The organism is Nonomuraea fastidiosa, assembly GCF_042751225.1.
In the GTDB taxonomy this organism is placed as follows: Bacteria; Actinomycetota; Actinomycetes; order Streptosporangiales; family Streptosporangiaceae; genus Nonomuraea; species Nonomuraea fastidiosa.
In genome coordinates this window covers 6,067,352-6,092,898 of record NZ_CP170570.1, presented here as the reverse complement: position 1 = coordinate 6,092,898, position 25,547 = coordinate 6,067,352, and the positions used below count along the sequence as shown (strand labels likewise).

Here is a 25,547-nt window from a genome sequence, read left to right as displayed (position 1 = left end):
GCGCATCTACGAGTTGCGGGTCGTCTCCGAGCGCGCCGCCGACACCCAGGAGGCGTGCAGGTCGGCGTACACGCCGGGCTCCTGCACGAGCTGGGCGTGCGGCCCGCGCTGCACCAGCCGGCCCGCGTCGAAGACCAGCACCTCGTCGGCGTTCTCGGCGGTGGACAGCCGGTGTGCGATGGAGACGGCGGTGCGGCCCCGGGTGACGCCTTCGAGCGCGCGGGCCAGGCGCACCTCGGTGGCCGGGTCGACGGCGGAGGTGGCCTCGTCGAGCAGCAGCAGGTCGGGGTCGGCGAGGTAGGCGCGGGCCAGCGCGACGAGCTGCCGTTCGCCCGCCGACAGCGACTCGCCGCGCTGCCCGACCGGGGTGTCGAGGCCCGCGGGCAGGCCCTCCAGCCAGTCGGCCAGGCCCAGCTCGGTCAGCGCCAGCTCGATCTCCTCCCTGGTGGCCGACGGCTTGCCGTAGCGGATGTTCTCCTCCAGCGTGCCGTCGAACAGGAAGCCGTCCTGCGGCACCATGACGATGCGCTCGCGCAGCGAGGAGAAGCGCACGTCGCGCAGGTCGTGGCCGTCCACGGTGACCCGGCCCGAGGCGGGGTCCATGAGCCTGGTGAGCAGCTTGGCGAACGTGGTCTTGCCCGAGCCGGTCTCGCCGACGATGGCGACGCGCGAGCGCGGCGGGATGGACACGGTGACCTCGCGCAGCACGGGCGCGCCGCCGGGATAGGCGAAGTGCACGTTCTCGAAGGCCACCTCGATGGGGCCGCGCGGCAGCGTCACGCCGCGCTCGCCGGGGTCGGCGACGTCGGGCGGGGTGTCGAGCACACCGAGGATGCGCCGCCAGCCCGCGACGGCGTTCTGCGCCTCGTTCAGCACCTCGGTGGCGGTCTGCAGCGGCGAGATGAACAGCGTCACGAGGAACAGGAACGCCACCAGCTCGCCCTGCGAGATGCCGCCCGACAGGCCGAGCCGCACGCCGAGCAGCACGATGCCGGCGATGGCGATCGCGGCCACGATCTCGGTCAGCGGGAAGACGAACCCGACGATGGTCTGCGCCCGCACCTGGGCCCTCTTGTTGGCGTCCACGGCCCTGTCGATGCGTTCCGCGGTGCGCCGCTCGGAGGCGTAGGCCCTGATGACGGCGGCGCCGACCACCGACTCGCTGACCGCGGCCAGCATGTCGCCGGTGCGCTCGCGCACGGTGGTGTACGCCCGCGACAGCAGCCGCTGGAAGCGCGGCAGGGCGATCATCAGCGGGATGAAGCAGGCCCACACCAGCAGCGTGAGCTGCCAGGAGTAGACGAACATCAGCACGGTGGCCACGAAGAGCTGGCCGAGCGAGACGATGATCATCAGCCCGCCCCACTGCATGAACGTGCTGATCTGGTCGATGTCGTTGGTGACGCGGGAGACCAGGGCGCCGCGGCGCTCGGAGTTCTGGGTGAGCACCGACAGGTCGTGCACGTGGCGGAAGCCGCGTACGCGCAGGGTGGCCAGCGAGGACTCGGTCGCCTTGTAGAGGCGGACGTTCATGACGTAGCCGGCCAGGGCCGTCACCACCACGGCGACGGCGCAGATCACCACGGCCCGCGTGATGTACGGGATGTCGGGCGTGCCGGTCTTGAGGCCGGTGTCGATGACCTGCTGCACCGCGATCGGCACGATGACCTTGCCGATGGTGGCGACGACGGCCAGAGCCAGCGTGCCGAGCAGGCCGGTGCGGAACTCGGGCGTCAGCGACAGGCCCTGCCGGATGGTGGCCAGCGCGGAGCGCTCGGCGTTGCCGTGGATGCTCTGCGCGGTCATGCGCTGACCCCTTCTTCCTCGATGTCGATGTCGGACAGCTCGATCGCGGCCCGCTCGGCCTCTTCGCGCTCGTAGGCGGTCACCAGGTTGCGGTAACCCTCGCAGCGCCCGATCAGCTCCTCGTGCGTGCCCCGGTCCACCACGCGGCCGTGGTCGAGATAGACGACCTCGTCGGCCAGGGAGATGGTGGCCATCCGGTAGGCGACGACCACGACGGTGGACGCCTCGGCGGCGTCGCGCAGGCCGTGCAGGATCTTGGCCTCGACCTGCGGGTCCACGCTGGAGGTCGCGTCGTCGAGTATGAGCAGGCGGGGGCGGCGCACGACGGCGCGGGCCAGGGCCAGGCGCTGGCGCTGGCCGCCGGAGAGCGAGGCGCCGCGCTCGCCGACGCGGGTGTCCAGGCCGTCGGGCAGGCGGCCGACGAAGCCGTCGGCCTGGGCCAGGCGCAGGGCGGCCCGCACGTCCTCGTCGGTGACCTCGCCGCCGAGCGCGACGTTGCCGCGTACGGAGTCGTCGAACAGGAACGTCTGCTGCGGCACCAGCGCCACCGATGCGGCCACTCCGCCGTAGGGCAGGTCGCGCAGGTCCACGCCGTCCAGCAGCACCTGACCCGAGTCGGGGTCCACCAGGCGCACCAGGAGCTGCACGAGCGTGGACTTGCCCGAGCCGGTGGGGCCGACGATGGCGACCGTGCGCCCGGCCGGCACGTCGAAGGTGACGTCGTGCAGCACCTTCGACTCGCCGTAGGCGTAGGAGACGCCTCTGACGTTCAGCTCGGCGGGGCCGGCCGAGGTGCCGGGGGTGGCGGTGCCGTACTCCATGGAGCCGGTGGCGTCGAGCACGGCCTGCACCCGCTGCCAGCCGACGACGCTGCGCGGCAGCTCGGCGAGCACCCAGCCGAGCGCCCTGATCGGGAAGGCGAGCAGCGTGAACAGGTACGCCACCTGCACCAGGTCGCCGGGGTCGATCGCGCCGGCGGACAGCCGGGCCGCGCCGACGCCCAGCACGGCGAGCACGCCGAGCGTGGGCAGCGCCTCCAGCATGGGGTCGAACAGGCCGCGCACCCGGCCGACGGCGATGTTGGCGTCGCGCAGCTCCTGGGCGCGCCGCCGGAACCGCTCGGTCTCCAGCTCCTCCCTGCCGAGCGTCTTGACGACGAGCGCGCCGTCGAAGCTCTCGTGGGCGATCTCGCTGACCTCGGCGCGCAGCTGCTGCGCGCGGGTGGCCAGCGGGCTCAGCTTGCGCTGGTAGACGAGGTTGAGCACGGCGATGGCCGGGAAGATGAGGAAGCCCACGAGCGCCAGCGCGAGGTCGGTGAGCACCATCGCGACCGCCGCGGTGATCAGCATGACGATCACGCCGACGGCCATCGGCAGCGGCGCGAGCGGCGCCCAGGCGGCCTCGGCGTCGGAGCTGGCGTTCGACAGCAGCTGCCCGGTCGGGTGCCGGTGGTGCCAGGCCAGCGGCAGCCGCAGGTACTGCTTGGTGACGTCGCGCCGGGAGCGCGCCTGCATGCGGTACTGCAGGAGACCGGCCAGGATGCGCCGCCCCGCGACGCCGATCGCCTTGAGCAGCGCGGCGCCGACGATGAGCGACACGCCGGTCCAGAGCGCTCCCGCGGTGACGTCGCCGTCGCGGAACGCGGCCAGTACAACGTTCTGTGTCGCCCATCCGAGGGCGGAGGCCGAGGCGACGGTCATGCCGCCGTACACGGCGCTGGCCAGCACCGCGAGCGTGAAGACCGTCTTCTCCGTGCGAATGGCCACCCCAAGGACGCGGAGCCCTTGACGCATCACGGCCGAGGTGACCTTGCTCGCCACTCGGTACGTTTCCTTCCAGGTCTGATGTTTGTACGTATGTCCCTATCACGCCCGATCACACGGTTATTCCCAGCGGTAGGCTGATCCACGTGACTCACGCTCGTGGCGAACGCGCTGCGCTCTGCACCCTGCTCGACCGGCTCGGCCCGGACGCGCCGACCCTCTGCGCGGGCTGGAGCACCTATGACCTGGCCGCGCACCTCGTCGTGCGCGAGCGCAGGCCCGACGCCATGCCGGGCATCGGGCTCAAGCCGCTGGCCGGTTACACCGCCAAGGTCCAGCAGCGGATGAAGGAGGCCCACCCCTACCCCGAGCTGGTCGGCCTCGTCCGCCGGCCGGGCGGCGTCTACGGCCTGGTGCCCGCGCTCGACTCGGCCGTCAACACGCTGGAGATGTTCGTCCACCACGAGGACGTGCGCCGCGCCCAGCCGTCGTGGGAGCCCCGCGAGCTGGACCCCGAGTTCGAGCGGCTCATCTGGAAGCGGGTGTCCGCAGGGGCCCGGCTGATGCTGCGCAAGGCGCCCGTCGGCGTGGTGCTGCACCGGCTCGGCGGCGGCGTGGTGCTCGGCGGCCCCAAGGGACGCTCGCGCGTGGAGGTCACCGGCAGAGCGGCCGAGCTGCTGATGTTCTGCTTCGGGCGGCAGCGACACGCCCGGGTCGAGCTGACCGGGGACCCGGCGGCCGTGGAGGCGCTGCGCGAGGCTCCTCTCGGGGTCTGACCTGCCCCCGTGGGGGCGGCTCGGTGTGCGGAATGCCCGGAAAACCCGGCGGGGCAGGCGCTCGCGTTCCGGACACTGCACTTACCATGGCAAAGGAAAGAAGCCCCCCGGTTAGGATCTTGTACATCTATAGAGATGCCTAAGGATCGCCCAGACTCGGGTATATACGGCTGGGAACGGACTGCAGGAGGCCCCCCATGCAGGTCAAGAAGGTGATCACCTACGTGGCTATCGCGTTCGTGGTCTTCTACCTGTTCACCCGGCCGGCCCAGGCCGCCGCCGCGGTCAACGGTGTGTTCGACGGAATCATCCATGGAGCCAACCAATTGGCGGTGTTCTTCTCGAGCATCCTGACCTGACCTTGGGTTCTGTCTGCGTGCGGTGCTTCCGCGCACCGCCGGTTCGTGTTACGCAGGCAGGGTGACAGATCGCCCCACCGGCACCAGACCGCATCAGCTCGGCGCCGCCGCCCGGCGCACCCTCGAGCGAGCCGAGCTCGAGGGCATCGAGCTCATCCGTTTCCTGTACGCCGACCACGGAGGCGTGATCCGCGGCAAGGCGGCGGCCAGGTCCCGGCTGGCCGAGCGGCTCAGCTCGGGCATCGGGCACACGGTGGCCATGATGGCGATGAACATGCTCGACCAGTTGCAGGAGGTCGAGCACATGGGGCCGGTGGGCGAGGTGCGCATCGTGCCCGACGCCGCCACGTACGTGCCGCTGCCGTACGCTCCGGGCGCCGCCGCGATGCTGTCGGACCTGTGCCTGCCCGACGGCAGCCCGTGGGAGGCGTGCCCGCGCACGTTCCTGAAGGACGCGATCGCCGAGCTGCGTGATGAGGGCTACGCGCTGGAGGCGGCGTTCGAGCCGGAGTTCACGCTCGGCCGGCGGCTGCCCGACCCGTCGGGCGGGCCCGACCGGCTGGTGCCCATCGACGACGCCCTCTGCTACGCCGCCATCGGCTTCGACATCGCCCACGACTACACGATGGCGCTGGTGCGCGCGCTGGAGACGCAGGGGCTGCGCGTCGAGCACTACCATCCCGAGCTCGGCCACGGCCAGCAGGAGCTGTCGATCCGCCACGCGCCCGCGCTGCGCGCCGCCGACAACCACGTGCTCTACCGCGAGACCGTGCGCGGCGTCGCCCTGCGCATGCAGATGTGGGCCTCGCTGGCCCCCAAACCGCTGGCCGACCAGGCGGGCAACGGCGCCCACCTGCACCTGTCGCTGTGGAACGACGGCCGCAACGTCTTCGCCACCGGCAACGAGGTGCGCGACGCCTTCATCGGCGGCCTGCTCGCCCACCTGCCCGCGCTCACGGCGCTGACCTGCGGCAGCGTCAACAGCTTCCGCCGCCTGGCGCCCCGCATGTGGTCCAGCGCGTACGCCGTCTACGGCCCCGACAACCGCGAGGCCGCCGTCCGCGTCTGCTCACCGCTGGGCGAGACCGGCGAGCCGAACCTGGAGCTGAAGCCGTCGGACTCCTCCGCCAACCCCTACCTGTCGCTCGGCGCGGTCATCCACGCCGGCCTCGACGGCATCAGGCGCAAGCTCGACCCGGGCGAGCCGGTGGACGTCGATCCCGACACCCGGCCCGGCCGCTATCCCCGCCTGCCGTCCTCGCTGGATGAGGCGCTGGACGCGCTGGAGGCCGACGAGGTGCTCATGGAGGCGCTCGGACCGCTGCGGCGCAGCGCGTATCTGGCCGTCAAGCGGTCCGAGGCCGCGGCGTTCGCGGGCGAGGACGCCTCCTTCGAGCTCTTCCACCACATGCGGGTGTTCTGAGCCCCCGCTCAGCGGACCGGGTGGCCGGCGTTCCTGAGCGTCTCCTTGACCTCGGAGATCTTCAGCGTGCCGAAGTGGAACACGCTCGCCGCCAGCACGGCGTCGGCGCCCGCCGCCACCGCCGGAGGGAAGTGCTCCAGCCGGCCGGCGCCGCCGCTGGCGATCACCGGCACCCGCACGGCCGCCCTGACCGCGCGCAGCATCTCCAGGTCGTAGCCGTCGAGCGTGCCGTCGCCGTCCATCGAGTTGAGCAGGATCTCGCCGACGCCGAGCTCCTCGCCGCGGGCGGCCCACTCGACGGCGTCGATGCCGGTGCCGCGCCGCCCGCCGTGCGTGGTCACCTCGAACCCGCTGGCCGTGCCCGGCGCCCGCCGGGCGTCCACCGACAGCACGACGCACTGCGCGCCGAACCGCCTGGACGCCTCGGTGAGCAGCTCGGGCCTGGCGATGGCGGCGGTGTTGAGCGACACCTTGTCGGCCCCCGCCCGCAGCAGCCGGTCGACGTCGTCGACCGAACGCACCCCGCCGCCCACGGTGAGCGGGATGAAGACCTGCTCGGCGGTCCTGCGTACGACGTCGAGCATGGTCTCGCGCTCGCCTGAGGAGGCGGTGATGTCGAGGAAGGTCAGCTCGTCGGCGCCCTCCTCGTCGTAGCGCCTGGCCAGCTCGACGGGGTCGCCCGCGTCGCGCAGGTTCTCGAAGTTGACGCCCTTGACCACGCGGCCGCCGTCAACGTCGAGACAGGGGATGACTCTTACCGCCACGCTCATGTTCGCAGTGCCTCGATCTCGATCTCTACCAGCATTCTCGGGTCGACCAGCCCGGCCACCCGCACCCCTGTGCAGGCGGGACGCACCTTCGAGAAGACCTCGTGGATAGCCTTGCCCACGGGGTCGAAGTGGCGCTGCTCGACCACGTAGTAGCGGACCATGACGACGTCCTCACGCGTCAGGCCGCCCATCAGGACGGCTTCGAGCGCGATCTCGATCGCGGTCAGGGCCTGCTTGTACGGGTCGCCGACGTGGCGTACCTCTCCGTCGACCGTGGCCGTGCAGCCGGACACGATCACCCGGCCGCCCGCGACCACCGCGCGGGCGTAACCGTACTTCTCCTCCCAGATGCCGCCTGAGAACACTCGGTAACCGGTGCTCTCCATGCCGATGCTCCCGATACTCATCTCGCCCCCTCCTGGCACGGTCACACGCGTACCGCTGCCAGCGCATCTTCCAGGGTGAACGCGCGAGCGTACAGGGCCCTGCCCACGATGACCCCCTCCAGGCCGTCGGGGACCAGGGAGGCGAGGGCGACCAGGTCGTCGATGCTGGAGACGCCGCCGCTGGCCACCACGGGCTTGTCGGTACGGGCCAGGATGCGCCGGTAGAGGTCGAGGTTGGGGCCCTGGAGCATGCCGTCCTTGGTGACGTCGGTGACGACGTAGCGGGGGCAGCCGTCGGCTTCGAGCCGGTCGAGCACCTCCCACAGGTCGCCGGCGTCCTCGGTCCAGCCGCGCGCGGCCAGTGTGGTGCCGCGCACGTCGAGGCCCACCGCGATGCGGTCGCCGTACTCGGCGATGATCTTGCTGCACCAGGCGGGGTTCTCCAGCGCGGCGGTGCCGATGTTGACCCGGCGGCAGCCGGTGGCCAGCGCCTGGGCCAGGGAGTCGTCGTCGCGGATGCCGCCCGACAGCTCCACGTTGACGTCGAGCCTGCCGATCATCTCGGCGATCAGCTCGCGATTGCTCCCCCGGCCGAAGGCGGCGTCGAGATCGACCAGGTGGATCCACTCCGCGCCCGCCTCCTGCCAGGCCAGCGCGGCGGCCAGCGGCTCGCCGTAGCCGGTCTCGGTGCCGGCCTCGCCCTGCACCAGGCGTACGGCCTGGCCGTCGACGATGTCGACGGCGGGCAGCAATGTGAGTGACATCAGGTCCTCCGGTCGAAAGCGAGCGTCACGACGACGGGCACGAACAGCACCGACAGCACCAGGACGGCGAAGCTGGCCAGGAGCGACCCCCACACCAGCCACGCGATCACCTGGACGAGCAGGAAGCCGAGCGCCACCACGGCGTTCTGGGCGCGATGGCGGCGGGCCAGCAGCCCGCCCTGGCGGCGGATGCGCACCGGGCGCGGCGTCAGCCGGGCGATGAGGGCGCGACGCCTGGCCCTGCGGGCCTGCCGCTCCTCGTTGGCCCGGATCGCGCGCGCCCGCTCGGCCTCCCGCTCCGCCCTGCGGCGCGCACGCTCCTTGCTCACGGCAGCGCCTTGACCCAGTTTCGCAGCAGGGCCGCGCCGGCGTCGCCGGACTTCTCCGGGTGGAACTGGGTGCCCATGAGCGGGCCGTTCTCCACGGCGGCCACGAACGGCACGCCGTGCTCGGCCCAGGTGACGAGCGGCTCGGAGAAGCCGTCGCCGGTGCGCAGCACCCAGTCGCGCACGCCGTAGGAGTGGACGAAGTAGAAGCGGGTGTCGGCGTCGAGCCCGTCGAACAGCACGCTGCCCGCGGGCGCCTTGACGGTGTTCCACCCCATGTGCGGCAGCACGGGCGCGTCGAGCTGCTCGACCGTGCCCGGCCACTCGCCGCAGCCCTCGGTCTCGACGCCGTGCTCGACGCCGCGCGCGAACAGGATCTGCATGCCGACGCAGATGCCGAGCACGGGCCTGCCGCCGGACAGGCGGCGGCCGATGATCTGCTCGCCGCGCACCGCCTTCAGGCCCTCCATGCAGGCGGCGAACGCGCCCACGCCCGGCACCACCAGGCCGTCGCACTCCTGGGCCGTCTGGAAGTCGGACGTCACCGTCACCTCGGCGCCCGCCCTGGTCAGCGCGCGCTCGGCCGAGCGCAGGTTGCCCGAGCCGTAGTCGAGCACCACGACGTTCTTCTTCACCACCACAACACTCCCGCCGTAATCGCCATCACCGCGCCGACCGCGCACATCGCCGCGCCCGCCTTCAGCCCCTGCTTGGCCAGGGAGTACACGCCGCCGCCGAGGAACAGCCCGATGAACACCAGCACCGGGGCGAGCAGGTTGTCGGTCACAGCACGCCCTTGGTGCTCGGCACCCCGCTCGCGCGCGGGTCGAGCTCGGACGCCTCGCGCAGCGCCCGCGCCAGCGCCTTGAACTGCGCCTCGACGATGTGGTGCGCGTTGCGGCCGTAAGGCACATGAACGTGCAGGCAGATGGCCGCCTGCGCGACGAACGACTCCAGGATGTGGCGGGTCATCGTCGTGTCGTAGTCGGGGCCGATCATCGGCGCCATGCCCTCGGGCTCGGTGTGCACGAGGTAGGGGCGGCCCGACAGGTCGACGGTGACCTGGGCGAGCGACTCGTCCAGCGGGCACGACGCGCTGCCGAACCGCCTGATGCCGGACTTGTCGCCCAGCGCCTCGCGGAACGCGGCGCCCAGCGCCAGCGCGGTGTCCTCGATCGTGTGGTGGGAGTCGATGTGCAGGTCGCCCTCGGTCTTGACCGTCAGGTCGAACAGCCCGTGCTTGCCGAGCTGGGCCAGCATGTGGTCGTAGAAGCCGACCCCCGTGGACACCTCCACCCGGCCGGTGCCGTCGAGGCCGACCTCCACCAGGACCGAGGTCTCCTTCGTGACACGCTCGACGCGACCTACGCGGCTCACATTGCTCCTTCCAGGGCGGCGCGGAAGGCCGCCATCTCCTCGCCCGTGCCGATCGTCACCCGAAGCCACTCCGGCGGGCCCACCTCGCGGATGAGCACTCCACGCTCCAGCAGCCCCTCCCACACCTTGCGCCGGTCGGGGAAGCGCCCGAACAGCACGAAGTTGGCGTCGGAGTCGGCGACCTCCAGCCCCTTGCCGCGCAGCCAGTCAACGGTGGCGTCGCGCTCGCGGCGCAGCGCGTCGACCGTGCCGAGCAGCTCGTCGCGGTGGCGCAGCGCCACCCGCGCCGCCGCCTGCGTCAGCGTGGACAGGTGGTACGGCAGCCGCACCAGCAGCAGCGCCTCGACCACCGCCGGGTGCGCCGCGAGGTAGCCGAGGCGGGTGCCGGCCATCGCGAACGCCTTCGACATCGTCCTGGTGACGATGAGCCTCGGGTGGTCGGGCAGCAGGGTCAGCGCCGACGGCGTGCCCTCGCGGGCGAACTCGGCGTACGCCTCGTCGACCACCACCATGCCCGGGGCCGCCGCCAGCACCGCCTTGATCGTCTCCAGCGGCTGGGCGGTGCCCGTGGGGTTGTTGGGCGAGGTCAGGAAGACCACGTCGGGGCGGTGCTCCTCGATCGCGGCGACCGCCTTGTCCGGGTCGAGCGAGAAGTCGCCCTCACGGGAGGCACTGATCCACTCGGTGCTGGTGCCGCCCGTGATGATCGGGTGCATGGAGTAGGAGGGCTCGAACCCGATGGCGGTGCGGCCGGGGCCGCCGAACGCCTGCAGGATCTGCTGGAGCACCTCGTTGGAGCCGTTGGCGGCCCACACCTGCGCGGCCGTCAGGCCGTGGCCGAGGTAGCCGGCCAGGTCGGCGCGCAGCTCGGTGGCGTCCCTGTCGGGATAGCGGTTGAGCTCGCCCGCCCGCCGCCCGATCTCCGCCGTCAGGTCGGCGACCAGCTCGGGCGATGGCGGGTAGGGATTTTCGTTGGTGTTGAGACGTACGGGCACGTCGATCTGGGGCGCGCCGTACGGCGTCTTGCCGCGCAGATCGTCACGGATGGGCAGGTCGTCGAGGTTCACGAGGTCTCCGTCGGCACTCGCCAGTCGAATCGGGCGCGGATCGCGGCGCCGTGTGCGGGCAGGTCTTCGGCGTCGGCCAGCACCGACACATGGGCCGCCGCGCCGGCGAGCGCCTCGCGGGTGTAGTCGACGACGTGGATGCCGCGCAGGAACGACTGCACCGACAGGCCGCTGGAGTGGCAGGCGCAGCCGCCGGTCGGCAGCACGTGGTTGGACCCGGCGAGGTAGTCGCCGAGCGAGACCGGCGAGTAGGGGCCGACGAAGATCGCCCCGGCGTTGCGCACCCGCGCCGCCACGGCGGCGGCGTCGGCGGTCTGGATCTCCAGGTGTTCGGCGGCGTAGGCGTCGACCACCTTCAGGCCGTCGTCGATCGAGCTCACCAGCACGATGCCGGACTGGCGGCCGCTCAGCGCCTCGGTGATGCGCTCGGAGTGCTTGGTCGCCGAGATCTGGCCGGGCAGCTCCTTCTCGACCGCGTCGGCCAGCTCGGGGCTGGTGGTGACCAGCACGGAGGCGGCGATCACGTCGTGCTCGGCCTGGCTGATCAGGTCGGCGGCGACGTGGACCGGGTCGGCCGTCTCGTCGGCGAGGATCGCGATCTCGGTGGGGCCCGCCTCGGAGTCGATGCCGATGCGGCCCTTGAGCAGCCGCTTGGCGGCGGCCACGAAGATGTTGCCGGGGCCCGTCACCATGGACACCGGCTCGCATTCCTCGGTGCCGTAGGCGAACATCGCCACCGCCTGCGCGCCGCCGACGCTGTAGACCTCGTCCACGCCGAGCAGCGCGCACGCGGCCAGGATCGTGGGGTGCGGCAGCCCGCCGAACTCCTTCTGCGCCGGGCTGGTGACCGCCAGCGAGCCGACGCCGGCCTCCTGGGCGGGCACGACGTTCATCACGACGCTCGACGGATAGACCGCGCGGCCACCGGGGACGTACAGGCCGACCCGGTCGACCGGCACCCACCGCTCGGTCACCGTGCCGCCGGGCACGACCTGGGTGGTGACGTCGGTGCGCCGCTGGTCGCGGTGGACGAGCCTGGCCCGCCTGATCGACTCCTCAAGGGCGGCGCGCACCCGCGGGTCGAGCGCGGCCAGCGCGTCGCGCAGCGCCTCGGCGGGCACGCGAGTAGAGGCGATCTCAACGCCGTCGAACGTGGCGGTCAGCTCCCGTACGGCTGCCGCCCCGCGATGGCGCACGTCCTCACATATCGGCCGCACCTTCTCCAGGGCGGCCTCGACGTCGAGCTCGGCGCGGGGCAGCACGTCGCGCAGGTCCGCAGGCAGGGAACCGCGCATGTCGATACGGGAAATCACCCTCACAGTCTACGGAGTCCGGGCTCCGGTTCAGGTTGCGTCCATCATGCGGACAGCGCGGACGCCCCGCGGCCGGTGCTCGACGGCCGCGGGGGCGGCGCTCGCCGACGCACGCCCCTCGCGGCCGTCGCGGCCCCGGACCGGGCCTGCCGGGGCCGGCGCCGTAGCCGTCACGGGGGTACGGCCACGGCCGGGGAAAGTCACGGGAAACTCCACTGCCCGGGAGACACGGTCTCTAACCCGGATTCTCAAGACAAACTTTGCGGCGCGACAAGGTGACGTTGCGTGATTTTTAGCCACATCTTCCAGCCGTCGCGCGGCGTGACCGGCTCGGCGGGCCTGTGGCGCTCCGGGACTGCGGGGACTTCGGGACCGCGGGAACTTCGGGGCCGGAGGCTTGTGGCGAAACGCCGGAAACCGCGCGGCGCGGTACTACGGCGAGACGTGGAGCGGGACGCCGGAGATTATCTGTCCATTATGTCCGTCCTTTTACCCTTAGCGGCATGGGACAGTGGCACGGACCCGACGGCATCCTGGTCGAGGCGATCATCCTGGACGATCGCCCGCTCCTGCGCGTCTCCCATCGCGTCAACGGCCGCACCTACCTGCGCGGCTACTGCGCCACCGTCGACGAGCTCAGCGAGCACGGCGTCGACCTCGCCGAGCTCGTCGAACGCGCCGACGACCGGCCGCTTGACCATCTGCAGACCCCTGACCGCCACTGACGAGCAAGCGGACGGGGTACGGCATGCACCATGGTCCGGCTGCCGGTCTACGCCCCGATGCTGGCCCAGCCCGGCACCCTGACCGCCGTCCAGGGCCCCGGCTGGGCCGTGGAGATGAAATGGGACGGCGTGCGCGCCCTCGCCTACATCGAGGACAGCGCCGTACGCCTGATGTCGCGTAACGCCAAGGACATCACCCCCGCCTACCCCGAGCTGCAGCTCATGGCCGGCGCCACCGGCGGCCGCGACGCCGTCATCGACGGGGAGATCGTCGCCTTCGACGAGACCGGGCGGCCCAGCTTCGAAGCCCTGCAGCCCCGCATGCACCAGCGCAACCCGGCCGCCGCTGCCGCGCTGGCCAGGGCCGTGCCGGTGACGTACATGGCCTTCGACATCCTGCATCTCGACGAGACCAGCACCGTCTCGCGGACCTACACCGAACGCCGCGAGATCCTGGAGAGCACGCTCACGCCCGGCTACCGGTGGCAGGTGCCGGTCTGGTTCACCGACCACGCCACCCGCGCCTTCGAGTCCTCCCGGCGGCTCGGGCTCGAAGGGGTCGTGTGCAAGCGGCTCGGCTCGCCGTACCGGCCGGGGCGGCGCAGCAGCGAATGGACCAAGGTCAAGAACGTCAGCACCGCCGAGGTCGTCATCGGGGGGTGGAAACCGGGCAGCGGGCGGCGTGCGAGCACGATCGGGTCGCTGCTGCTCGGCGCGTACGACCAGGGCGGCGGGCTGCGCTTCGTCGGCCACGTCGGCACCGGGTTCACCGACCGGGCGCTGCGCGACCTGCGCGACCGGCTGCTCCCCCTGGAGCAGCCGGAGCCGCCCTTCGACGAGGAGGTGCCGCGCGAGCACGCCCGCGACGCCCATTGGGTACGCCCCGCGCTCGTCGGCGAGGTCCAGTACGCCGAGGTCACCGGCGACGGGCGGCTGCGCCACCCCTCATGGCGGGGGCTGCGGCCCGACCGCGAGCCCGCCGAGGCCCGCACCGACGGGCTCCTCCCCCACCGGGGCGACGCCGCCGCCGGCTGACACGTAACGGCTTATCCCTGACACACCACCCCTGACCACGAATCGTCCCCATATGGTGACTTAGAGTTACCGAGAGGCACATTGAACGGTTCGGGGGACATCGTGCGCAGAACTCTCGTCACCACCATGGCCGGGCTGGCCGGGCTCACCGGCCTGGCCGCCGCCACGCCCGTCCCGCATGCGACCGCCGACCAGCCGCCCGCCGTCTCCACCCAGGCCGCCCATCAGGCCGCGCCCGCCGTCAGGCACGGCGACCGGCAGATCTCCCCCACCGTCGCCGGCCGCCAGGCCCCGTCTCTCGTCACCGACCCCCAGGCCCCGCCCCTCGTCACCGACCGCCGGGCCCTGTCAAGCGCCGCCGGCCGGGAGGCCGCGCCGCCCCCCACCATTAGCACCAGCACCACCACCGGCACCGCCACCCAGGCCGCGGCCTTCCCCTGGGGCGCCGAGGCGTCGCCGCTGATGCGGCCGGGCCGCGCCGTCAAATACTGGACCGCCGCCAAGCAGGCCGAAGCCAGAACCGCCGACCTGCCCCAGAGCCCCGAGCCCAAGAGCCGCATCGGCGCCGCCCGCACCGTCGCGCTGCTCAGCGTCCCCACCGCCAAGCGCCTCACCCCCGGCGGCGACGTCAACGGCTACGCCCGCGTCCCCAGGCCGTACACCGCCGTCCCCTACAGCCGCATCAGCGGCCGCCTCTTCTTCATCAACTCCTCCGGGCAGGGCGACTCCTGCACCGCCTCCGTCGTACGCTCGGCCAGCGGCCTGCTCATCGCCACCGCCGCCCACTGCGTCTACAGCGTCTCCGAAGGCACCACCATCGGCCGCTGGCACCGCGACTTCGCGTTCGTGCCCGCCTACGACGGCCGCGCCACCACCGTGCGCGGGCGCGAGCCGTACGGGCGCTGGGGCGGCCGCCGTGCGTGGAAGCCCGACGGCTACACCGGCCTGCACGGCGGCGACTGGAACTCCAGCTACGACATCGCCCTCATCGAGGTCGGCAAGCGCGACCGCACCCTCCAGGACGCCGTCGGCGCCTTCACCCCCATGCTCAACCAGGGCGGCAGGTACACCATCGCCACCACCGGCTACCCGGGGCTGCTCGGCAGGCAGCCGTACGACGGGCGCGACCAGCTCTGGTGCCTCGGCAGGACCCGTCAGACCGCCGGCGTCGCCCCGGCCGAGACCGTGCTCGCCGCCCACACCACCCACCTGCCCGCCACCGACCGGGCCACCAGGGACGGGCGCATGGCGACGTACAACTGCCACCTCTACAAGGGCCACTCCGGCGGGCCCTGGTTCCTCAAGGACACCGGCGACCTCGTCGGCGTGCTCTCGGCGGGCAAGGAGGACGGCGAGGCCGACGGCAACTCCGTCGCCACCGCGCTCAACCTCGAAGGCTACGGCGCCATCGTCCGGCAGGCCGACCCGAAGGGCGTCTACGACGCCCTGTCCGTCAAGCTGACCGGCCCTGCAACAGCCGTTGAGCGCGGCGAGAACACCACCGTCACCGCCACCGTCACCATGCGCGGCGTCATGGCCGCCGCACGGGTGCCCGTCACGCTCAGCGCGCCGCGCGGCGCCGGGCTGACCGCCGTGCGCGGCGTCGCCTGCAAGCCCACCCGCCGCCACGCCACCTGCGTCATCCCGGTCGTACGTCCCGGCAAGCCCGTCAAGATCACCGCCCGCCTGCACGTCGCCGCCGACGCCCCGCGCCGCCTGCCCGTCACCGCCCGGGTCGTCTCCACCAGCCTCGACCCGGACCAGCGCGACAACACCGGCACCCTGCGCCTGCGCGCCCGCCACTGACCCCGCTCACGCCGGCTCGGCCGCGGGCAGCGGCTCCGGCTCCTTGATCGTGCGCGCGAGCAGCCAGGCGAGCACCGGGAACACGATCAGGCAGGCCAGCGCCGTACGCAGCGACGACGCCTCCGCCACGGCGCCCACCAGCGGGCTCGCCAGGCCGCCCACGCTCACCGCCAGGCCCAGCGTGACCCCGCCGGCCGTGCCCACCCTGTTCGGCAGCATGTCCTGGCCGAGCGTGACGTGCAGGGAGAAGGGGGTGTACAGGGCGATCGAGGAGGCCGCCACGAACACGTACGCCGCCGGGCCGGGCACCAGCACCACGCCCGCCACCGCGGGCACGGCCAGCACGTACGCCATCCGCATCGTGCGCACCCGCCCGTACCGCGCCGCCAGCCTGCCGCCCAGCACCGTGCCCACGGCGCCGCCCGCGAACAGCACGAACAGCGCCACCGCACCCGCCGCGCCGCCGCCCATCAGCAGCGCCACGAACGCGCTCAGCCCCACGTACACCACCGAACGGAAGACGATCACCAGCGTCAGCCTGGCGAACGCCGCCCAGTCGTCCCTGCCGCGCGCCACCGGCGCGGCCTTCGCCGCCCGCGTGCCGCCCGTCAGCGCCCGCACCGCGGGCAGCGTCGCCAGCGCGCCCGCCACCGCGGGCACCACCAGGAACGGCGACGCCTCCAGGCCGCCCACCGCCAGCAGCGGCGTCACCAGCACCGGCGCGCAGGCGAACCCCAGCGTCCCGCCCAGCGAGAACCAGCTCATCCGCACATGGCCGCCCGCGCTCGCGATCCGCGCCAGCCGCGCCGACTCCGGGTGGTACGCGGCCACGCCCAGGCCCGACAGGGCCACCGCCAGCCACGTCAGCGCGTACGAGCCGGACAGGCCGCCCGCCGCCACCCCCGCCCCGGCCAGCACCGTGCTCACCGGGATCAGCCACGGCATCCGCCACCTGTCCGTCAGCACTCCGAACAGCGGCTGCACGATCGACGACGACAGCGTGGCCGCCAGCACGATGCCGGACGCGGCCACGTACCCGTAACCGCGCTGCGCCACCAAGAACGGCACCAGCGCGGGAACCGCGCCCTGGTAGAAGTCCACCGCCGCGTGACCCGCGGCGAGCGTAGGAATCCTGTTCATGCCTCCGATGGTGATTCGGACGGCCGCTGGCACGCTTCCGATAAAGTGCCAATGTATGTCGAATATCCGCCACATGCCGGAGGCGCCCACCGGACACCGGCCCCTCACCACCGGCGCCGGCATCGACGCCCACCGCCACGACACCCACCAGATCGTGTACGCCTGCCGGGGCGTCCTGTCCGTCACCACCGACGCCGGCACCTGGGTCGCCCCTGCGAACCGCGCCATCTGGGTGCCCGCAGGCACCGTGCACGAGCATCGCGCCCACGGCGACACCGACCTGCGCCTCGTCGGGCTCACCCGCAACCCGCTGCGGCTCGGACGGCCCGCCGTGCTCGCCGTCGGTCCCCTGCTGCGCGAGCTGATCATCGCGTACACCGCCGAATCCGCCGCTTCCGAGCCCGAGCGCGCCCGTCTCCTCGCCGTCCTGCTCGATCAGCTCAAGCGCGCCCCCGAGCAGCCGTTTCACCTGCCCACCCCGCGCGACCCGCGCCTGGCCGCCGCGTGCGCCGCCCTGCACCATGACCCCGCCGACCCCGCCACGCTGGCGCAGCTCGCCGCCCGCGCCGGCACCAGCGAACGCACCCTCGCCCGGCTGTTCAGGGCCGAGCTCGGCATGAGCTTCCCGCAGTGGCGCACCCAGCTCCGGCTGCACCACGCGCTCCTGCTGCTGGCCGACGGGCTGCCGGTGACCGCCGTCGCGCATCGCTGCGGGTGGGCGACGGCCAGCGCGTTCATCGACGTGTTCAAGAAGGCCTTCGGGTACACCCCCGGCCGGGCCTTTACATTGTAGATTCGCTACACTGGAGGGTTGTGAGCAAAACGAAGGGCAAGGGCGGCACCCCGGCCACCATGGCGCTGACCAAGGCCGGAGCCGAGTTCACCCTCCACCCCTACGAGCACGACCCCTCCGCGCAGGCCTACGGCGAGGAGGCCGCCGACGCGCTCGGCGTCCCCTACGAGCGGATCTTCAAGACGCTGGTCGTCGAGGTCGAGAGCGGGCTGGCCGTGGCCGTCGTGCCCGTGGCGGGCAAACTCGACCTCAAGGCGCTGGCCGGCGCGCTCGGCGGCAAGCGGGCCGCGATGGCCGACGCCGCCAAGGTCGAACGCGTCACCGGCTACGTCGTCGGCGGCATCAGCCCCCTCGGTCAGCGCAAGCAACTGCCCACCGTGGTCGACTCGTCGGCGCTCGACTTCGAGACCATCTACTTCTCGGCGGGCAAGCGCGGCCTCCAGGTCGAAACCGCCCCCGCCAACCTCATCACCCTCACCCGCGCCCTCACCGCCCCCATCGCCAAACCCGCCTGACCACCCGCTTCGGCAGGGCAGGGGTGTCGGCGCTTCCACAGGGCCAGGGTGCGACGGCGCTTCCGTAGAGCGGGGGTGCGTCAGCGCTTCCGCAGGGCCGGTGTGTGTCAGCCCTTCTGTAGAGCGGGGGTGCGTCAGCGCTTCCGCAGGGCCGGTGTGTGTCAGCCCTTCTGTAGAGCGGGGGTGCGTCAGCGCTTCCGTAGAGCCAGAGTGCATCGGCGCTTTCATAGAACCGGAGTGTGACGGCGCCTTCCGTAGAGCCAGGTGCGCCGACCGAACCGTGGGAGTCTGCCCGCCCTCGACCGGCTCGCCGAGCACACGCCTGAGCGCCCCGGACGAGCCCTCCGAATGCGTGACCGCCCGCCCCGGACGAGCCCCCTCCGAACGCGGGACTACCCGCCCCAGACCGGCCTCCCGGCACCTCAGACCAGCTCCCGGCACCTCGGGTGAGCCTCCCGGCACCTCGGGTGGGCCGCTCTGGCTGAGACCGGCCCGGCGCCGCGCCGGGGAGTGACAGGCCGCATTCAACCAAGACGAGCCGCCTGCGACCGGCCACCGCAGGGGCTGGCGATGGTGCCTGGCTAGACGGCTCGAAGCGGTGCCGAGCGGAGCCTCGCAAGGAAGCCTGCGCTCCGCTTGCCGCAGGGCCAGGGCAGGACGCCTGCGACCAGGCTGACGACCTCGCCGTGGTGGCAAGCTGCGCCCCACCCGAAATGCTGCACCGCGCCGACGACTGCGCCGGAGCCGCAAACCATGCCTCGCCCGAGGAGCCCCGGGCCGTGGGACGACAATTGGCCGGAGGCACCCTAGCGACGAGTTTGCGAGAACCCGGCCACCGACCGCGCCAGAGCGGGACCCTACGGCGAGTTCGGCCCTGCCACCCTGCGCCCGGCCTGCCCCGCCACCCCTGCGCACGACCTGCCCCGCCGCTTTGTGCATGGCCTGTCCCGCTCCCTTGCGCGCGATCACCAGCGGACGGCTGGAGGCAGTGCTGAGCGCGCGTGGGCGGGGGCTGGAGGCACGCTCGCAGGCGGGTCTGCGGGCGCGCTGGCCTCTGGCCCGACGGCCCCTCCGAGCCACGCAACCACGACTGGCGAAACGAGCTGCGGCGGGCCCGCTAGGACTGGGGCGGAGCAGCACCCTGTGCGCGGTCTGCCCGCCACGCTGTGCCCGGCCCGGACCCGCCACGCAACACGCGGCCAAATCAGCCGCCCTACGAACGACCCGATCCGCCACCCTGCGCCCAACCCGAACCCGCCACGCAACACGCGGCCAAATCAGCCGCCCTACGAACGACCTGACCCGCGACCCTGCGCCCGGCCGGATCCGCTGCCTTGCGAGCGGTCACCAGCAGAAGGCTGCCGACGCTGCTGAGCAGACGGCTGTGAGCGGTTCTGAGCAGGGCCCTGAGGGCGAGACTGCGCAGGGGGTTGCCTGCGGGGCTGCGCCGCCTGTTGCGGACGCGGTTGGGCGGCCGGCTGCGGACGCGCCTGCGGGCGGGACTGAGCAGGCGGCTGCGGACGCGCCTGCGCGGGCGGCTTCGGACGCGATTGGACGGGCGCCTGCGGGCGCGATTGAGCTGGCGCCTGCGGGCGGGACCGCGCGGGAGGCTGCGGGCGGGACCGCGCGGGAGGCTGCGGGCGCGCCTGCGCGGGTGGGGCCGTGCTCGGTTGGGCGGGTGGGGCGGTGTGGGTGGCGGGGTGGTGGCGGCGGAGCGGGGGCCATTCGAGGGTGAACTCCGTGCGCCCACGCCGCGGCGAGGTGATCGCGTCCTGCCCGAGCAGCCACTCGAAGAGCCGCCGGTGCCGCCGCAGGAAGGGGTGCATGCGCCGCTTGCGCTCCTCCTCGGCGAGCGCCTTCTCCAGGCCGGGCGTGTGCCCGCCACCGAAGCGGGACATGTCGGGCTTGTGGAAGCGGGTCGGCTCCGTACGCCGCAGAGCCTTCCGCATCGACTCCACCCAGATCGGCCCCGGCAGCGACGCCCCCTGCACCGACCCGTAGTGCCGCCCGCCGATCTCCACGCCCTGCAGCGGATACCGGTACGACCCCCGGATGTCCCCCACGCTGACCGCCGCCGCCAGGTCGGGCGTGTGGCCGGCGAACCAGGCGGAGGTGTAGCCGTTGTTGGTGCCGGTCTTGCCGGCGGCCGGCCGCCCGATGCTCTGCCCCTTCATCGTGCCCTTGTCGAAGACGCCGGTGAGCACGTGGTTGACGGCGTCGGCGACGGGCGCCTCGATGGCCTGCTCGCAGGCGGGCGGGATGTGCGTGCGCCGGCCGTCCCTGCCGGTGATCTCGACGATGGCGAGCGGCCGGCAGTAGCGCCCGCGCGCCGCGAAGGCCGCGAACGAGGCCGCCACGGTCACCGGGTCCATCTCGTTGATGCCGAGCGTGAACGTCGGCACCTCGCGCAGCGGCTGCCCGTCGGCCCTGACGATGCCGAGCTTCTTGGCGGTGCGGACGACGTTGCAGAGCCCGACCTTGCGCTCCAGCATCATGTAGAAGATGTTGACCGACTTCCAGGTGCCGGTCTCGATGCTGTGCGGGCCGCCCTCGCCCTCGCCGCTGGCGTTGTGGATGCGGGTGCCGGGGTCGTTCACGGGGCGTCCCGCGCAGTTGCGGTAGCCCTGGGACGGCGTCAGCGAGCCGGGCGTCTGGAAGCCGTCGCCGAAGCGCCAGCCCTGCTGCAGCGCGGTGGCCAGGGTGAACACCTTGAACGTCGATCCGGCCTGGAAGCCCTGCCCGCCGCCGTGCGCGACGTCGGCGGCGAGGTTGAAGGTGGTCCTGGGGCCGTTCTTGCGGTTGCCGGGGTTGGGGCCGAAGTGCTTGCTCGCGGCCATCGCCCTGATGCGCCCGGTTCCGGGCTCGACCATGGCCTCGGCGGCCACCTCGGTGTCCTTGGGCGAGACGTATCTGCGGATGGCCTGTTCCGCGGCGCGCTGGGCGACGGGGTCGAGGCTGGTCCTGATCGTCATGCCGCCCCTGGCCATGCGGCGGCGCCGCTCGGCGGCGGTGTTGCCGAAGACGGGGTTGGACAGCAGCTCCTGCTGGACGTACACGCAGTAGAAGGGGTAGTCGCTCTGCGCGCAGCCGCCCGGCTCGGGCCGCAGCCGCAGCCCGAGGGGTGAGCTCTTGGCCTGGGCCGCCTGCTGCTGGGTGATCCACTTGAGCCCGGCCATGCGGTCGAGGACGAGGTCGCGCCGCGCCTTGAGCCGTTCGCGGTGCTCGCGTCCGAGCGAGGGGTCGGTCGAGTACGGCATGCGCACCGCCCCCGCCAGCGTGGCCGCCTGGGTGAGCGTGAGCTTGGCCGCGGAGGTGGAGAAGAACCGCCTGGCCGCCGCCTCCACGCCGTGGGCGCCGGCCCCGAAGTAGGCGATGTTGAGGTACCGCTCGAGGATCTCGTCCTTGCGGTACTTGCGTTCCAGCGCGAGCGCCAGCCGCAGCTCGGTGATCTTGCGGGCGAGGTTGGGCGCACGGGCCCGGTCGCGCTCCTCATCGGTGCGGGCGCTCTCCACCAGGATGTTCTTGACGAGCTGCTGGGTGAGGGACGAACCGCCCTGCTTGATGCCGCCCGCCTGGGTGTTGGTGAGCAGCGCCCGCAGCGTGCCCCTGACGTCGAGGCCGCCGTGCTCGTAGAAGCGGGCGTCCTCGATGGCCACGATGGCCTTGCGCATCACGGGCGCGACGGAGGCCAGCCGTACGACGGTCCTGTTGGCCTCGTAGAACTGCGCGAACGGCCGGCCGTTCCTGTCGAGCAGCCTGGTCACCTGGGAGAGCTGCTCCTCGCGCGGGGCGGGCGGCAGGTCCACGAAGTGGTTCACGGCGTTCTTCGTGGCGATGCCGCCCCCGCCCACCACCGGGACGGCCAGCGCGGCCGTGAGCAGCCCGCCCAGCGCTCCCGCCAGCCCGAGTGCCCCGATGGATCTGAGTACGCTCACGTGAGTTGTGTGCGACGTCCCGATCGGCGGCAAACGCCCGGCTGGCAGCTCTTTACCGTTGCCTGCGGATGTTCAGACCCAGCGAGGCGAACTGTTCGAACGGCCGGTGGTAACCGCGTTCGATGTGGTGCACGCCGCGCAGCGTCGAGGGCCCGTCGGCGACGGCCGCGGCCAGCACGGCCGAGAACCCGGCCCTGATGTCCGGCAGCGTCACGTCGGCGCCCTTGAGCTTGGACACGCCGCGCACGACGGCCGAGTGGCGCGCGTTGGTGTCGTGGTAGCGGCAGGCGGGGCCGCCGAGGCACTGGTCGAACACCTCGATCTCGCAGCCCATCTTCTGCAGCGCGGGCACGTACACCAGGCGGTTTTCGAAGACCGTCTCGTGCAGCACGGACATACCGTGGCTCTGGGTGAACAGCACCATGAGCGGCGTCTGCCAGTCGGTCATGAAGCCCGGGTGGGTGTCGGTCTGCACGGCCGCCGCGCGCAGGCCCTCGGGCGGCGCGGTGGCGCACAGGTACTCGTCGTTGATCTCGAACTGGGCGCCCATCCTGGCCAGCGTGGTGATGGCGGTGACCAGGCGGTCCTGGGGGCAGCCGTGGACGCGTACCTCGCCCTGGGTGATGAGCCCGGCGGCGAGGTACGAGAACGCCTCGATGCGGTCGCCGGTCAGCCACGTGGAGGCGCCGCGCAGGTGGTCGACGCCCTCGATGACGATCCTGCGGTCGGGCGAGAGCTCGATCCGCGCGCCCATCCGCTGCAGGAACAGCGCCAGCTCCACCACCTCGGGCTCGGTGGCGGCGTTCTTCAGCACGGTCTTGCCGTCGGCCAGCACCGCCGACATCAGCACGGTCTCGGTGGCGCCCACGCTCGGGTACGGCAGCTCGATGCGGGTGCCGTTGAGGCGTTTGGCCTTGGCGTAGATGCCGGTCTCCTTCACCTCGACCTCGGCGCCCATCGCCCGCAACGCGTCCACGTGGAAGTTGACCGGCCGCCGCCCGATGGGGTCGCCGCCGACCAGCGGCACGAACGCCTCGCCCGCCAGATGCAGCAGCGGGCCGAGCATGAGGATGGGGATGCGGTTCAGGCCGGTGAACGCGTCGGGCACCCGCGGCTCGATCTCGGCGCCGCGCTCGATCCTGATCTCCGTACCGGAGATCTCGACGTGGATGCCAAGGGCGCGCAGCATCTCGGCGGTGATCCCCACCTCACCGACCTCGGGGGCGTTGTGGATGCTGCTCTCGCCGTCGCCGAGCATGGCGGCGACCATGTGCTTGGACACGCCGTTCTTGGAACCGCGTACTTCGACGTCACCCCGGAGGGGACCGGAGGGTTCTATCAGCCAGACCTCTTCAGCAATCACGAAGTGAGCCTAACCGGGAGATACCATCGAGCTGATTCGGACGTACATGTGAGGGGGAGTGGCGTGGCGAGGGAAGTACGCGCATTTGCGGTAACTGTCCTCACTCTCGCCACACTCGGAGCCGCCGCCGGCCTGCTCTGGTCAGGGCTGTCGCCCCGGGCTCCCTACCAGGTCACCGGGCAGGGCCAGACGGTGCTCGCCGACCCCACCACGCAGGCGCTGATCGCGGCCGACGGCTGGTTCGCGGTGATCACCGGCGGTCTCGGGCTGGTGTGCGGCGGGGTCGCCTGGTTCATCGCCCGCCGGTGGATGCTGCCGGTGCTGCTGGGGCTCTGCGCGGGCGGGGTGCTCGCGTCCTTTCTGACGTTGTGGATCGGGTCCACGTTCACCATCGGGGCGGTCACGGTGGAGGCGGCCGCCGCGCCCGGGGTGACGATCGTGCCCGGCGCGCTGAAGCTGACCGCCTCCGGCGTGCTGGTGTGCTGGCCGCTGCTGGCCGTGGGGTTCTTCGCCCTCCTTGAGGGCATGCACGGCTATCGCGAGTCGCCGCTGCGGCATCCGTACGGCATCGAGCCCGGCGACCCGGACCGGCTCTAGCCGCTACAGCGGGGGCCTGCGCCGCCCGTGGCCGGTGGCGTGCTCGAACGCCCGCGCCACCCGCAGCACCCTGGCGTCCTCGAACGGCCGCCCGACGATCTGCACGCCCACCGGCAGACCGTCCTCGGTGAACCCGGCGGGCACGGACGCGGCCGGCGCGTGCAGCACGCTGATCAGGTAGGCCGAGCGCATCCACGACAGGTAGTCGGGCAGCTTCTGGCCGTTGATCTCGCTCACGTGCGGATGCTCGACGGGGAACGGCGGCACCTGGCTGACCGGCGCGATCAGCACGTCGTAGGTGTCGAAGAAGTCGGCCATGCGCTGGTAGAGGCGGCTGCGCGCCATCTCGGCCCTGGCCAGGTCGGCGCCGGTGACCTTGCGGCCCTGCTCGACGTTCCAGGCGGTGTTGGGGCCGAGGCCGCTCTTGTCGCCGTGGGCGAGCAGGTAGAACCAGGCCCGGTACGTTCTGAACGCGTCGTCGGCGTCCTCGAGGTCGAGCTCGACCTCCTCCACGCGGGCGCCGAGCCCCTCGAACACGGCGGGTGCGGCCGCGGTCACCGCCGCCGTGCGCGGATCGACCGGCAGGCCGCCCAGGTCGGGGCTCCACGCCACCCGCAGCCCCGCCACGCCCTGCTCGGGCTCCGGCGCGAACCTCTCCTTGATCGCGAACGGGGAGCGCCGGTCGAACCCGGCGATGGCCCCGAGCATGAGCGTGACGTCGTCGACCGTCCGCGCCATCGGCCCGGACACCGACAGCGTGTACCAGGCGGCCGTGACGGACGGCGTGGGGACGCGGCCCGGCGTCGGCCGCAGCCCGACGACGTTGCAGAACGAGGCCGGGTTGCGCAGCGAGCCGCCCATGTCGGTGCCGTCGGCCAGCGGCACCATGCCGGTGGCCAGCGCGGCGGCCGCTCCCCCGCTGCTGCCGCCCGCCGACTTCGTCAGGTCGTACGGGTTCCTGGTGGCGCCGAACACCTCGTTGACCGTGTGGGAGCCGGTGCCGAACTCCGGGGTGTTGGTCTTGCCCACGCTGATCGCGCCCGCCGCGCGCAGCCGCCTGACGACCAGGTCGTCCTGCTCCGGCACGTGGTCGGCGAACAGCGGCGATCCGTACGTGGTGCGGATGCCGGCCGTGTCGAGCAGGTCCTTGTGCGCGACCGGCACGCCGTGCAGCGGCCCCACCGGCTCGCCGGCCGCGAGGGCCGCGTCGGCCGCCTCCGCCGCCCGCAGCGCCTGGTCGGCGGCGAGCGTGACGATGGCGTTGACGGCGGGGTTGACCTTGTCGATGCGGTCGAGGTGGGCGCGGAGAACCTCCACGGCGCTCACCTCCCGGGTCTTGATGAGGCGGGCCAGCTCGGTCGCGGTCAGGTAGTGCAGTTCGCTCACGATGCGATCCTGCCCCACGCCGGCCGGGGAGGCGACGGCGAGGGTTGCCGAACACCGCCCGGCCCGCTCCGTGATCCGAACGCCGCCCGGCCCGCGGCCGTAGGCCCGCGCCCGGCCGACCT

Annotated in this window: 24 protein-coding genes; 9 read left to right on the top strand and 15 right to left on the bottom strand. The window is 72.5% G+C overall.

From position 1 onward, the window contains the following. Positions 1–6: 6 nt before the first annotated feature. Together ACFMQL_RS28075 and ACFMQL_RS28070 are read right to left on the bottom strand one after the other, a co-directional pair. Positions 7–1,806: an ABC transporter ATP-binding protein gene (locus ACFMQL_RS28075; protein WP_378787810.1), complete on the bottom strand. Its 1,800-nt coding sequence runs from the start codon at positions 1,804–1,806 to the stop codon at positions 7–9. Next, positions 1,803–3,599: an ABC transporter ATP-binding protein gene (locus tag ACFMQL_RS28070; RefSeq protein ID WP_378790215.1), complete on the bottom strand. Its 1,797-nt coding sequence runs from the start codon at positions 3,597–3,599 to the stop codon at positions 1,803–1,805. Before ACFMQL_RS28070 ends, ACFMQL_RS28075 begins: the two co-directional genes overlap by 4 nt. Positions 3,600–3,715: 116 nt before the next feature. On the opposite strand from ACFMQL_RS28070, the gene ACFMQL_RS28065 reads away from it, so the two are divergent. The 3 genes from ACFMQL_RS28065 to ACFMQL_RS28055 all read left to right on the top strand — a co-directional run bounded on the left by ACFMQL_RS28065 (position 3,716) and on the right by ACFMQL_RS28055 (position 6,127). Continuing rightward, positions 3,716–4,345: a TIGR03085 family metal-binding protein gene (locus ACFMQL_RS28065; protein ID WP_364054708.1), complete on the top strand. Its 630-nt coding sequence runs from the start codon at positions 3,716–3,718 to the stop codon at positions 4,343–4,345. A 197-nt stretch (positions 4,346–4,542) separates the two neighbouring features. Further along, on the top strand, positions 4,543–4,704 hold the full coding sequence (locus ACFMQL_RS28060) for a hypothetical protein (protein ID WP_364054711.1): 162 nt from the start codon (positions 4,543–4,545) through the stop codon (positions 4,702–4,704). Between the two features lie 61 nt (positions 4,705–4,765). After that, entirely contained in the window at positions 4,766–6,127 is a 1,362-nt protein-coding gene (locus tag ACFMQL_RS28055; RefSeq protein ID WP_364054714.1) for a glutamine synthetase family protein, read from the top strand. A gap of 8 nt (positions 6,128–6,135) precedes the next feature. Here ACFMQL_RS28055 and hisF read toward each other — a convergent pair whose 3' ends face one another. The 9 genes from hisF to hisD are packed head-to-tail and all read right to left on the bottom strand — an operon-like array spanning position 6,136 to position 12,130. Next, complete coding sequence (hisF, locus tag ACFMQL_RS28050; protein WP_378787806.1) at positions 6,136–6,897, bottom strand: imidazole glycerol phosphate synthase subunit HisF; 762 nt, start codon at positions 6,895–6,897, stop codon at positions 6,136–6,138. After that, positions 6,894–7,304 carry a Rid family hydrolase gene (locus ACFMQL_RS28045; protein ID WP_364054720.1) on the bottom strand — a complete coding sequence of 137 codons (411 nt, stop codon included), beginning with the start codon at positions 7,302–7,304 and terminating at the stop codon, positions 6,894–6,896. The genes hisF and ACFMQL_RS28045 overlap by 4 nt, the downstream gene beginning before the upstream one ends. A 20-nt stretch (positions 7,305–7,324) precedes the next feature. Beyond that, on the bottom strand, positions 7,325–8,047 hold the full coding sequence (priA, locus tag ACFMQL_RS28040; protein WP_364054723.1) for a bifunctional 1-(5-phosphoribosyl)-5-((5-phosphoribosylamino)methylideneamino)imidazole-4-carboxamide isomerase/phosphoribosylanthranilate isomerase PriA: 723 nt from the start codon (positions 8,045–8,047) through the stop codon (positions 7,325–7,327). Continuing rightward, entirely contained in the window at positions 8,047–8,376 is a 330-nt protein-coding gene (locus tag ACFMQL_RS28035) for a hypothetical protein (protein ID WP_364054726.1), read from the bottom strand. Before ACFMQL_RS28035 ends, priA begins: the two co-directional genes overlap by 1 nt. Continuing rightward, positions 8,373–9,008 carry an imidazole glycerol phosphate synthase subunit HisH gene (gene hisH, locus ACFMQL_RS28030; RefSeq protein ID WP_364054729.1) on the bottom strand — a complete coding sequence of 212 codons (636 nt, stop codon included), beginning with the start codon at positions 9,006–9,008 and terminating at the stop codon, positions 8,373–8,375. The genes ACFMQL_RS28035 and hisH overlap by 4 nt, the downstream gene beginning before the upstream one ends. After that, entirely contained in the window at positions 9,005–9,160 is a 156-nt protein-coding gene (locus ACFMQL_RS28025) for a hypothetical protein (protein ID WP_364054733.1), read from the bottom strand. Before ACFMQL_RS28025 ends, hisH begins: the two co-directional genes overlap by 4 nt. Next, the gene (gene hisB, locus ACFMQL_RS28020) at positions 9,157–9,750 is read right to left on the bottom strand and encodes an imidazoleglycerol-phosphate dehydratase HisB (protein WP_364054736.1); all 594 of its coding nucleotides are present in this window, start codon (positions 9,748–9,750) and stop codon (positions 9,157–9,159) included. Before hisB ends, ACFMQL_RS28025 begins: the two co-directional genes overlap by 4 nt. Then, positions 9,747–10,817 carry a histidinol-phosphate transaminase gene (locus ACFMQL_RS28015; protein WP_378787802.1) on the bottom strand — a complete coding sequence of 357 codons (1,071 nt, stop codon included), beginning with the start codon at positions 10,815–10,817 and terminating at the stop codon, positions 9,747–9,749. Before ACFMQL_RS28015 ends, hisB begins: the two co-directional genes overlap by 4 nt. Next, the gene (gene hisD / locus ACFMQL_RS28010; RefSeq protein ID WP_364054739.1) at positions 10,814–12,130 is read right to left on the bottom strand and encodes a histidinol dehydrogenase; all 1,317 of its coding nucleotides are present in this window, start codon (positions 12,128–12,130) and stop codon (positions 10,814–10,816) included. The genes ACFMQL_RS28015 and hisD overlap by 4 nt, the downstream gene beginning before the upstream one ends. Positions 12,131–12,633: 503 nt before the next feature. Between hisD and ACFMQL_RS28005 the strand changes: the two genes are divergently transcribed. The 3 genes from ACFMQL_RS28005 to ACFMQL_RS27995 all read left to right on the top strand — a co-directional run bounded on the left by ACFMQL_RS28005 (position 12,634) and on the right by ACFMQL_RS27995 (position 15,696). After that, complete coding sequence (locus tag ACFMQL_RS28005; protein WP_364054742.1) at positions 12,634–12,855, top strand: hypothetical protein; 222 nt, start codon at positions 12,634–12,636, stop codon at positions 12,853–12,855. Positions 12,856–12,885: 30 nt separating this feature from the next. Next, positions 12,886–13,890 (top strand): non-homologous end-joining DNA ligase, encoded by a 1,005-nt coding sequence (gene ligD, locus ACFMQL_RS28000; protein ID WP_378787801.1) that lies wholly within the window; start codon positions 12,886–12,888, stop codon positions 13,888–13,890. Positions 13,891–13,992: 102 nt separating this feature from the next. Next, positions 13,993–15,696: a trypsin-like peptidase domain-containing protein gene (locus tag ACFMQL_RS27995; protein ID WP_364054748.1), complete on the top strand. Its 1,704-nt coding sequence runs from the start codon at positions 13,993–13,995 to the stop codon at positions 15,694–15,696. 6 nt (positions 15,697–15,702) lie between these two features. On the opposite strand, the gene ACFMQL_RS27990 is transcribed toward ACFMQL_RS27995, so the two are convergent. Beyond that, the gene (locus ACFMQL_RS27990) at positions 15,703–16,836 is read right to left on the bottom strand and encodes an MFS transporter (protein ID WP_378787800.1); all 1,134 of its coding nucleotides are present in this window, start codon (positions 16,834–16,836) and stop codon (positions 15,703–15,705) included. Between the two features lie 55 nt (positions 16,837–16,891). Here ACFMQL_RS27990 and ACFMQL_RS27985 point away from each other — a divergent pair, with 55 nt between their 5' ends. Further along, positions 16,892–17,629, top strand: a complete 738-nt coding sequence (locus ACFMQL_RS27985) for an AraC family transcriptional regulator (RefSeq protein WP_378787799.1) — start codon at positions 16,892–16,894, stop codon at positions 17,627–17,629. 59 nt (positions 17,630–17,688) lie between these two features. Continuing rightward, positions 17,689–18,144, top strand: coding sequence for a Cys-tRNA(Pro) deacylase (ybaK, locus tag ACFMQL_RS27980; RefSeq protein WP_364057497.1), 456 nt, complete (start codon positions 17,689–17,691; stop codon positions 18,142–18,144). Between the two features lie 1,286 nt (positions 18,145–19,430). On the opposite strand, the gene ACFMQL_RS27975 is transcribed toward ybaK, so the two are convergent. Both ACFMQL_RS27975 and murA read right to left on the bottom strand, forming a co-directional pair. Further along, a complete protein-coding gene (locus ACFMQL_RS27975) occupies positions 19,431–22,079 on the bottom strand; it encodes a transglycosylase domain-containing protein (RefSeq protein ID WP_364054757.1) in 2,649 nt (882 codons plus the stop codon). Between the two features lie 52 nt (positions 22,080–22,131). Beyond that, positions 22,132–23,442 carry a UDP-N-acetylglucosamine 1-carboxyvinyltransferase gene (murA, locus tag ACFMQL_RS27970; protein ID WP_364054760.1) on the bottom strand — a complete coding sequence of 437 codons (1,311 nt, stop codon included), beginning with the start codon at positions 23,440–23,442 and terminating at the stop codon, positions 22,132–22,134. A gap of 63 nt (positions 23,443–23,505) precedes the next feature. On the opposite strand from murA, the gene ACFMQL_RS27965 reads away from it, so the two are divergent. Beyond that, entirely contained in the window at positions 23,506–24,039 is a 534-nt protein-coding gene (locus tag ACFMQL_RS27965) for a hypothetical protein (RefSeq protein WP_378787796.1), read from the top strand. A 3-nt stretch (positions 24,040–24,042) separates the two neighbouring features. Here ACFMQL_RS27965 and ACFMQL_RS27960 read toward each other — a convergent pair whose 3' ends face one another. Next, on the bottom strand, positions 24,043–25,425 hold the full coding sequence (locus tag ACFMQL_RS27960; RefSeq protein ID WP_378787795.1) for an amidase: 1,383 nt from the start codon (positions 25,423–25,425) through the stop codon (positions 24,043–24,045). Positions 25,426–25,547 lie beyond the last annotated feature (122 nt).

Excerpts from the sequence above, each read along its gene's own strand:
- ACFMQL_RS28075 (WP_378787810.1), bottom strand. The coding sequence starts at position 1,806 with ATGACCGCGCAGAGCATCCACGGCAACGCCGAGCGCTCCGCGCTGGCC.
- ACFMQL_RS28070 (WP_378790215.1), bottom strand. The coding sequence starts at position 3,599 with ATGCGTCAAGGGCTCCGCGTCCTTGGGGTGGCCATTCGCACGGAGAAG.
- ACFMQL_RS28060 (WP_364054711.1), top strand. The coding sequence starts at position 4,543 with ATGCAGGTCAAGAAGGTGATCACCTACGTGGCTATCGCGTTCGTGGTC.
- hisF (WP_378787806.1), bottom strand. The coding sequence starts at position 6,897 with ATGAGCGTGGCGGTAAGAGTCATCCCCTGTCTCGACGTTGACGGCGGC.
- ACFMQL_RS28045 (WP_364054720.1), bottom strand. The coding sequence starts at position 7,304 with ATGAGTATCGGGAGCATCGGCATGGAGAGCACCGGTTACCGAGTGTTC.
- priA (WP_364054723.1), bottom strand. The coding sequence starts at position 8,047 with ATGTCACTCACATTGCTGCCCGCCGTCGACATCGTCGACGGCCAGGCC.
- ACFMQL_RS28005 (WP_364054742.1), top strand. The coding sequence starts at position 12,634 with ATGGGACAGTGGCACGGACCCGACGGCATCCTGGTCGAGGCGATCATC.
- ligD (WP_378787801.1), top strand. The coding sequence starts at position 12,886 with ATGGTCCGGCTGCCGGTCTACGCCCCGATGCTGGCCCAGCCCGGCACC.
- ACFMQL_RS27990 (WP_378787800.1), bottom strand. The coding sequence starts at position 16,836 with ATGAACAGGATTCCTACGCTCGCCGCGGGTCACGCGGCGGTGGACTTC.
- ACFMQL_RS27985 (WP_378787799.1), top strand. The coding sequence starts at position 16,892 with ATGTCGAATATCCGCCACATGCCGGAGGCGCCCACCGGACACCGGCCC.
- ybaK (WP_364057497.1), top strand. The coding sequence starts at position 17,689 with ATGGCGCTGACCAAGGCCGGAGCCGAGTTCACCCTCCACCCCTACGAG.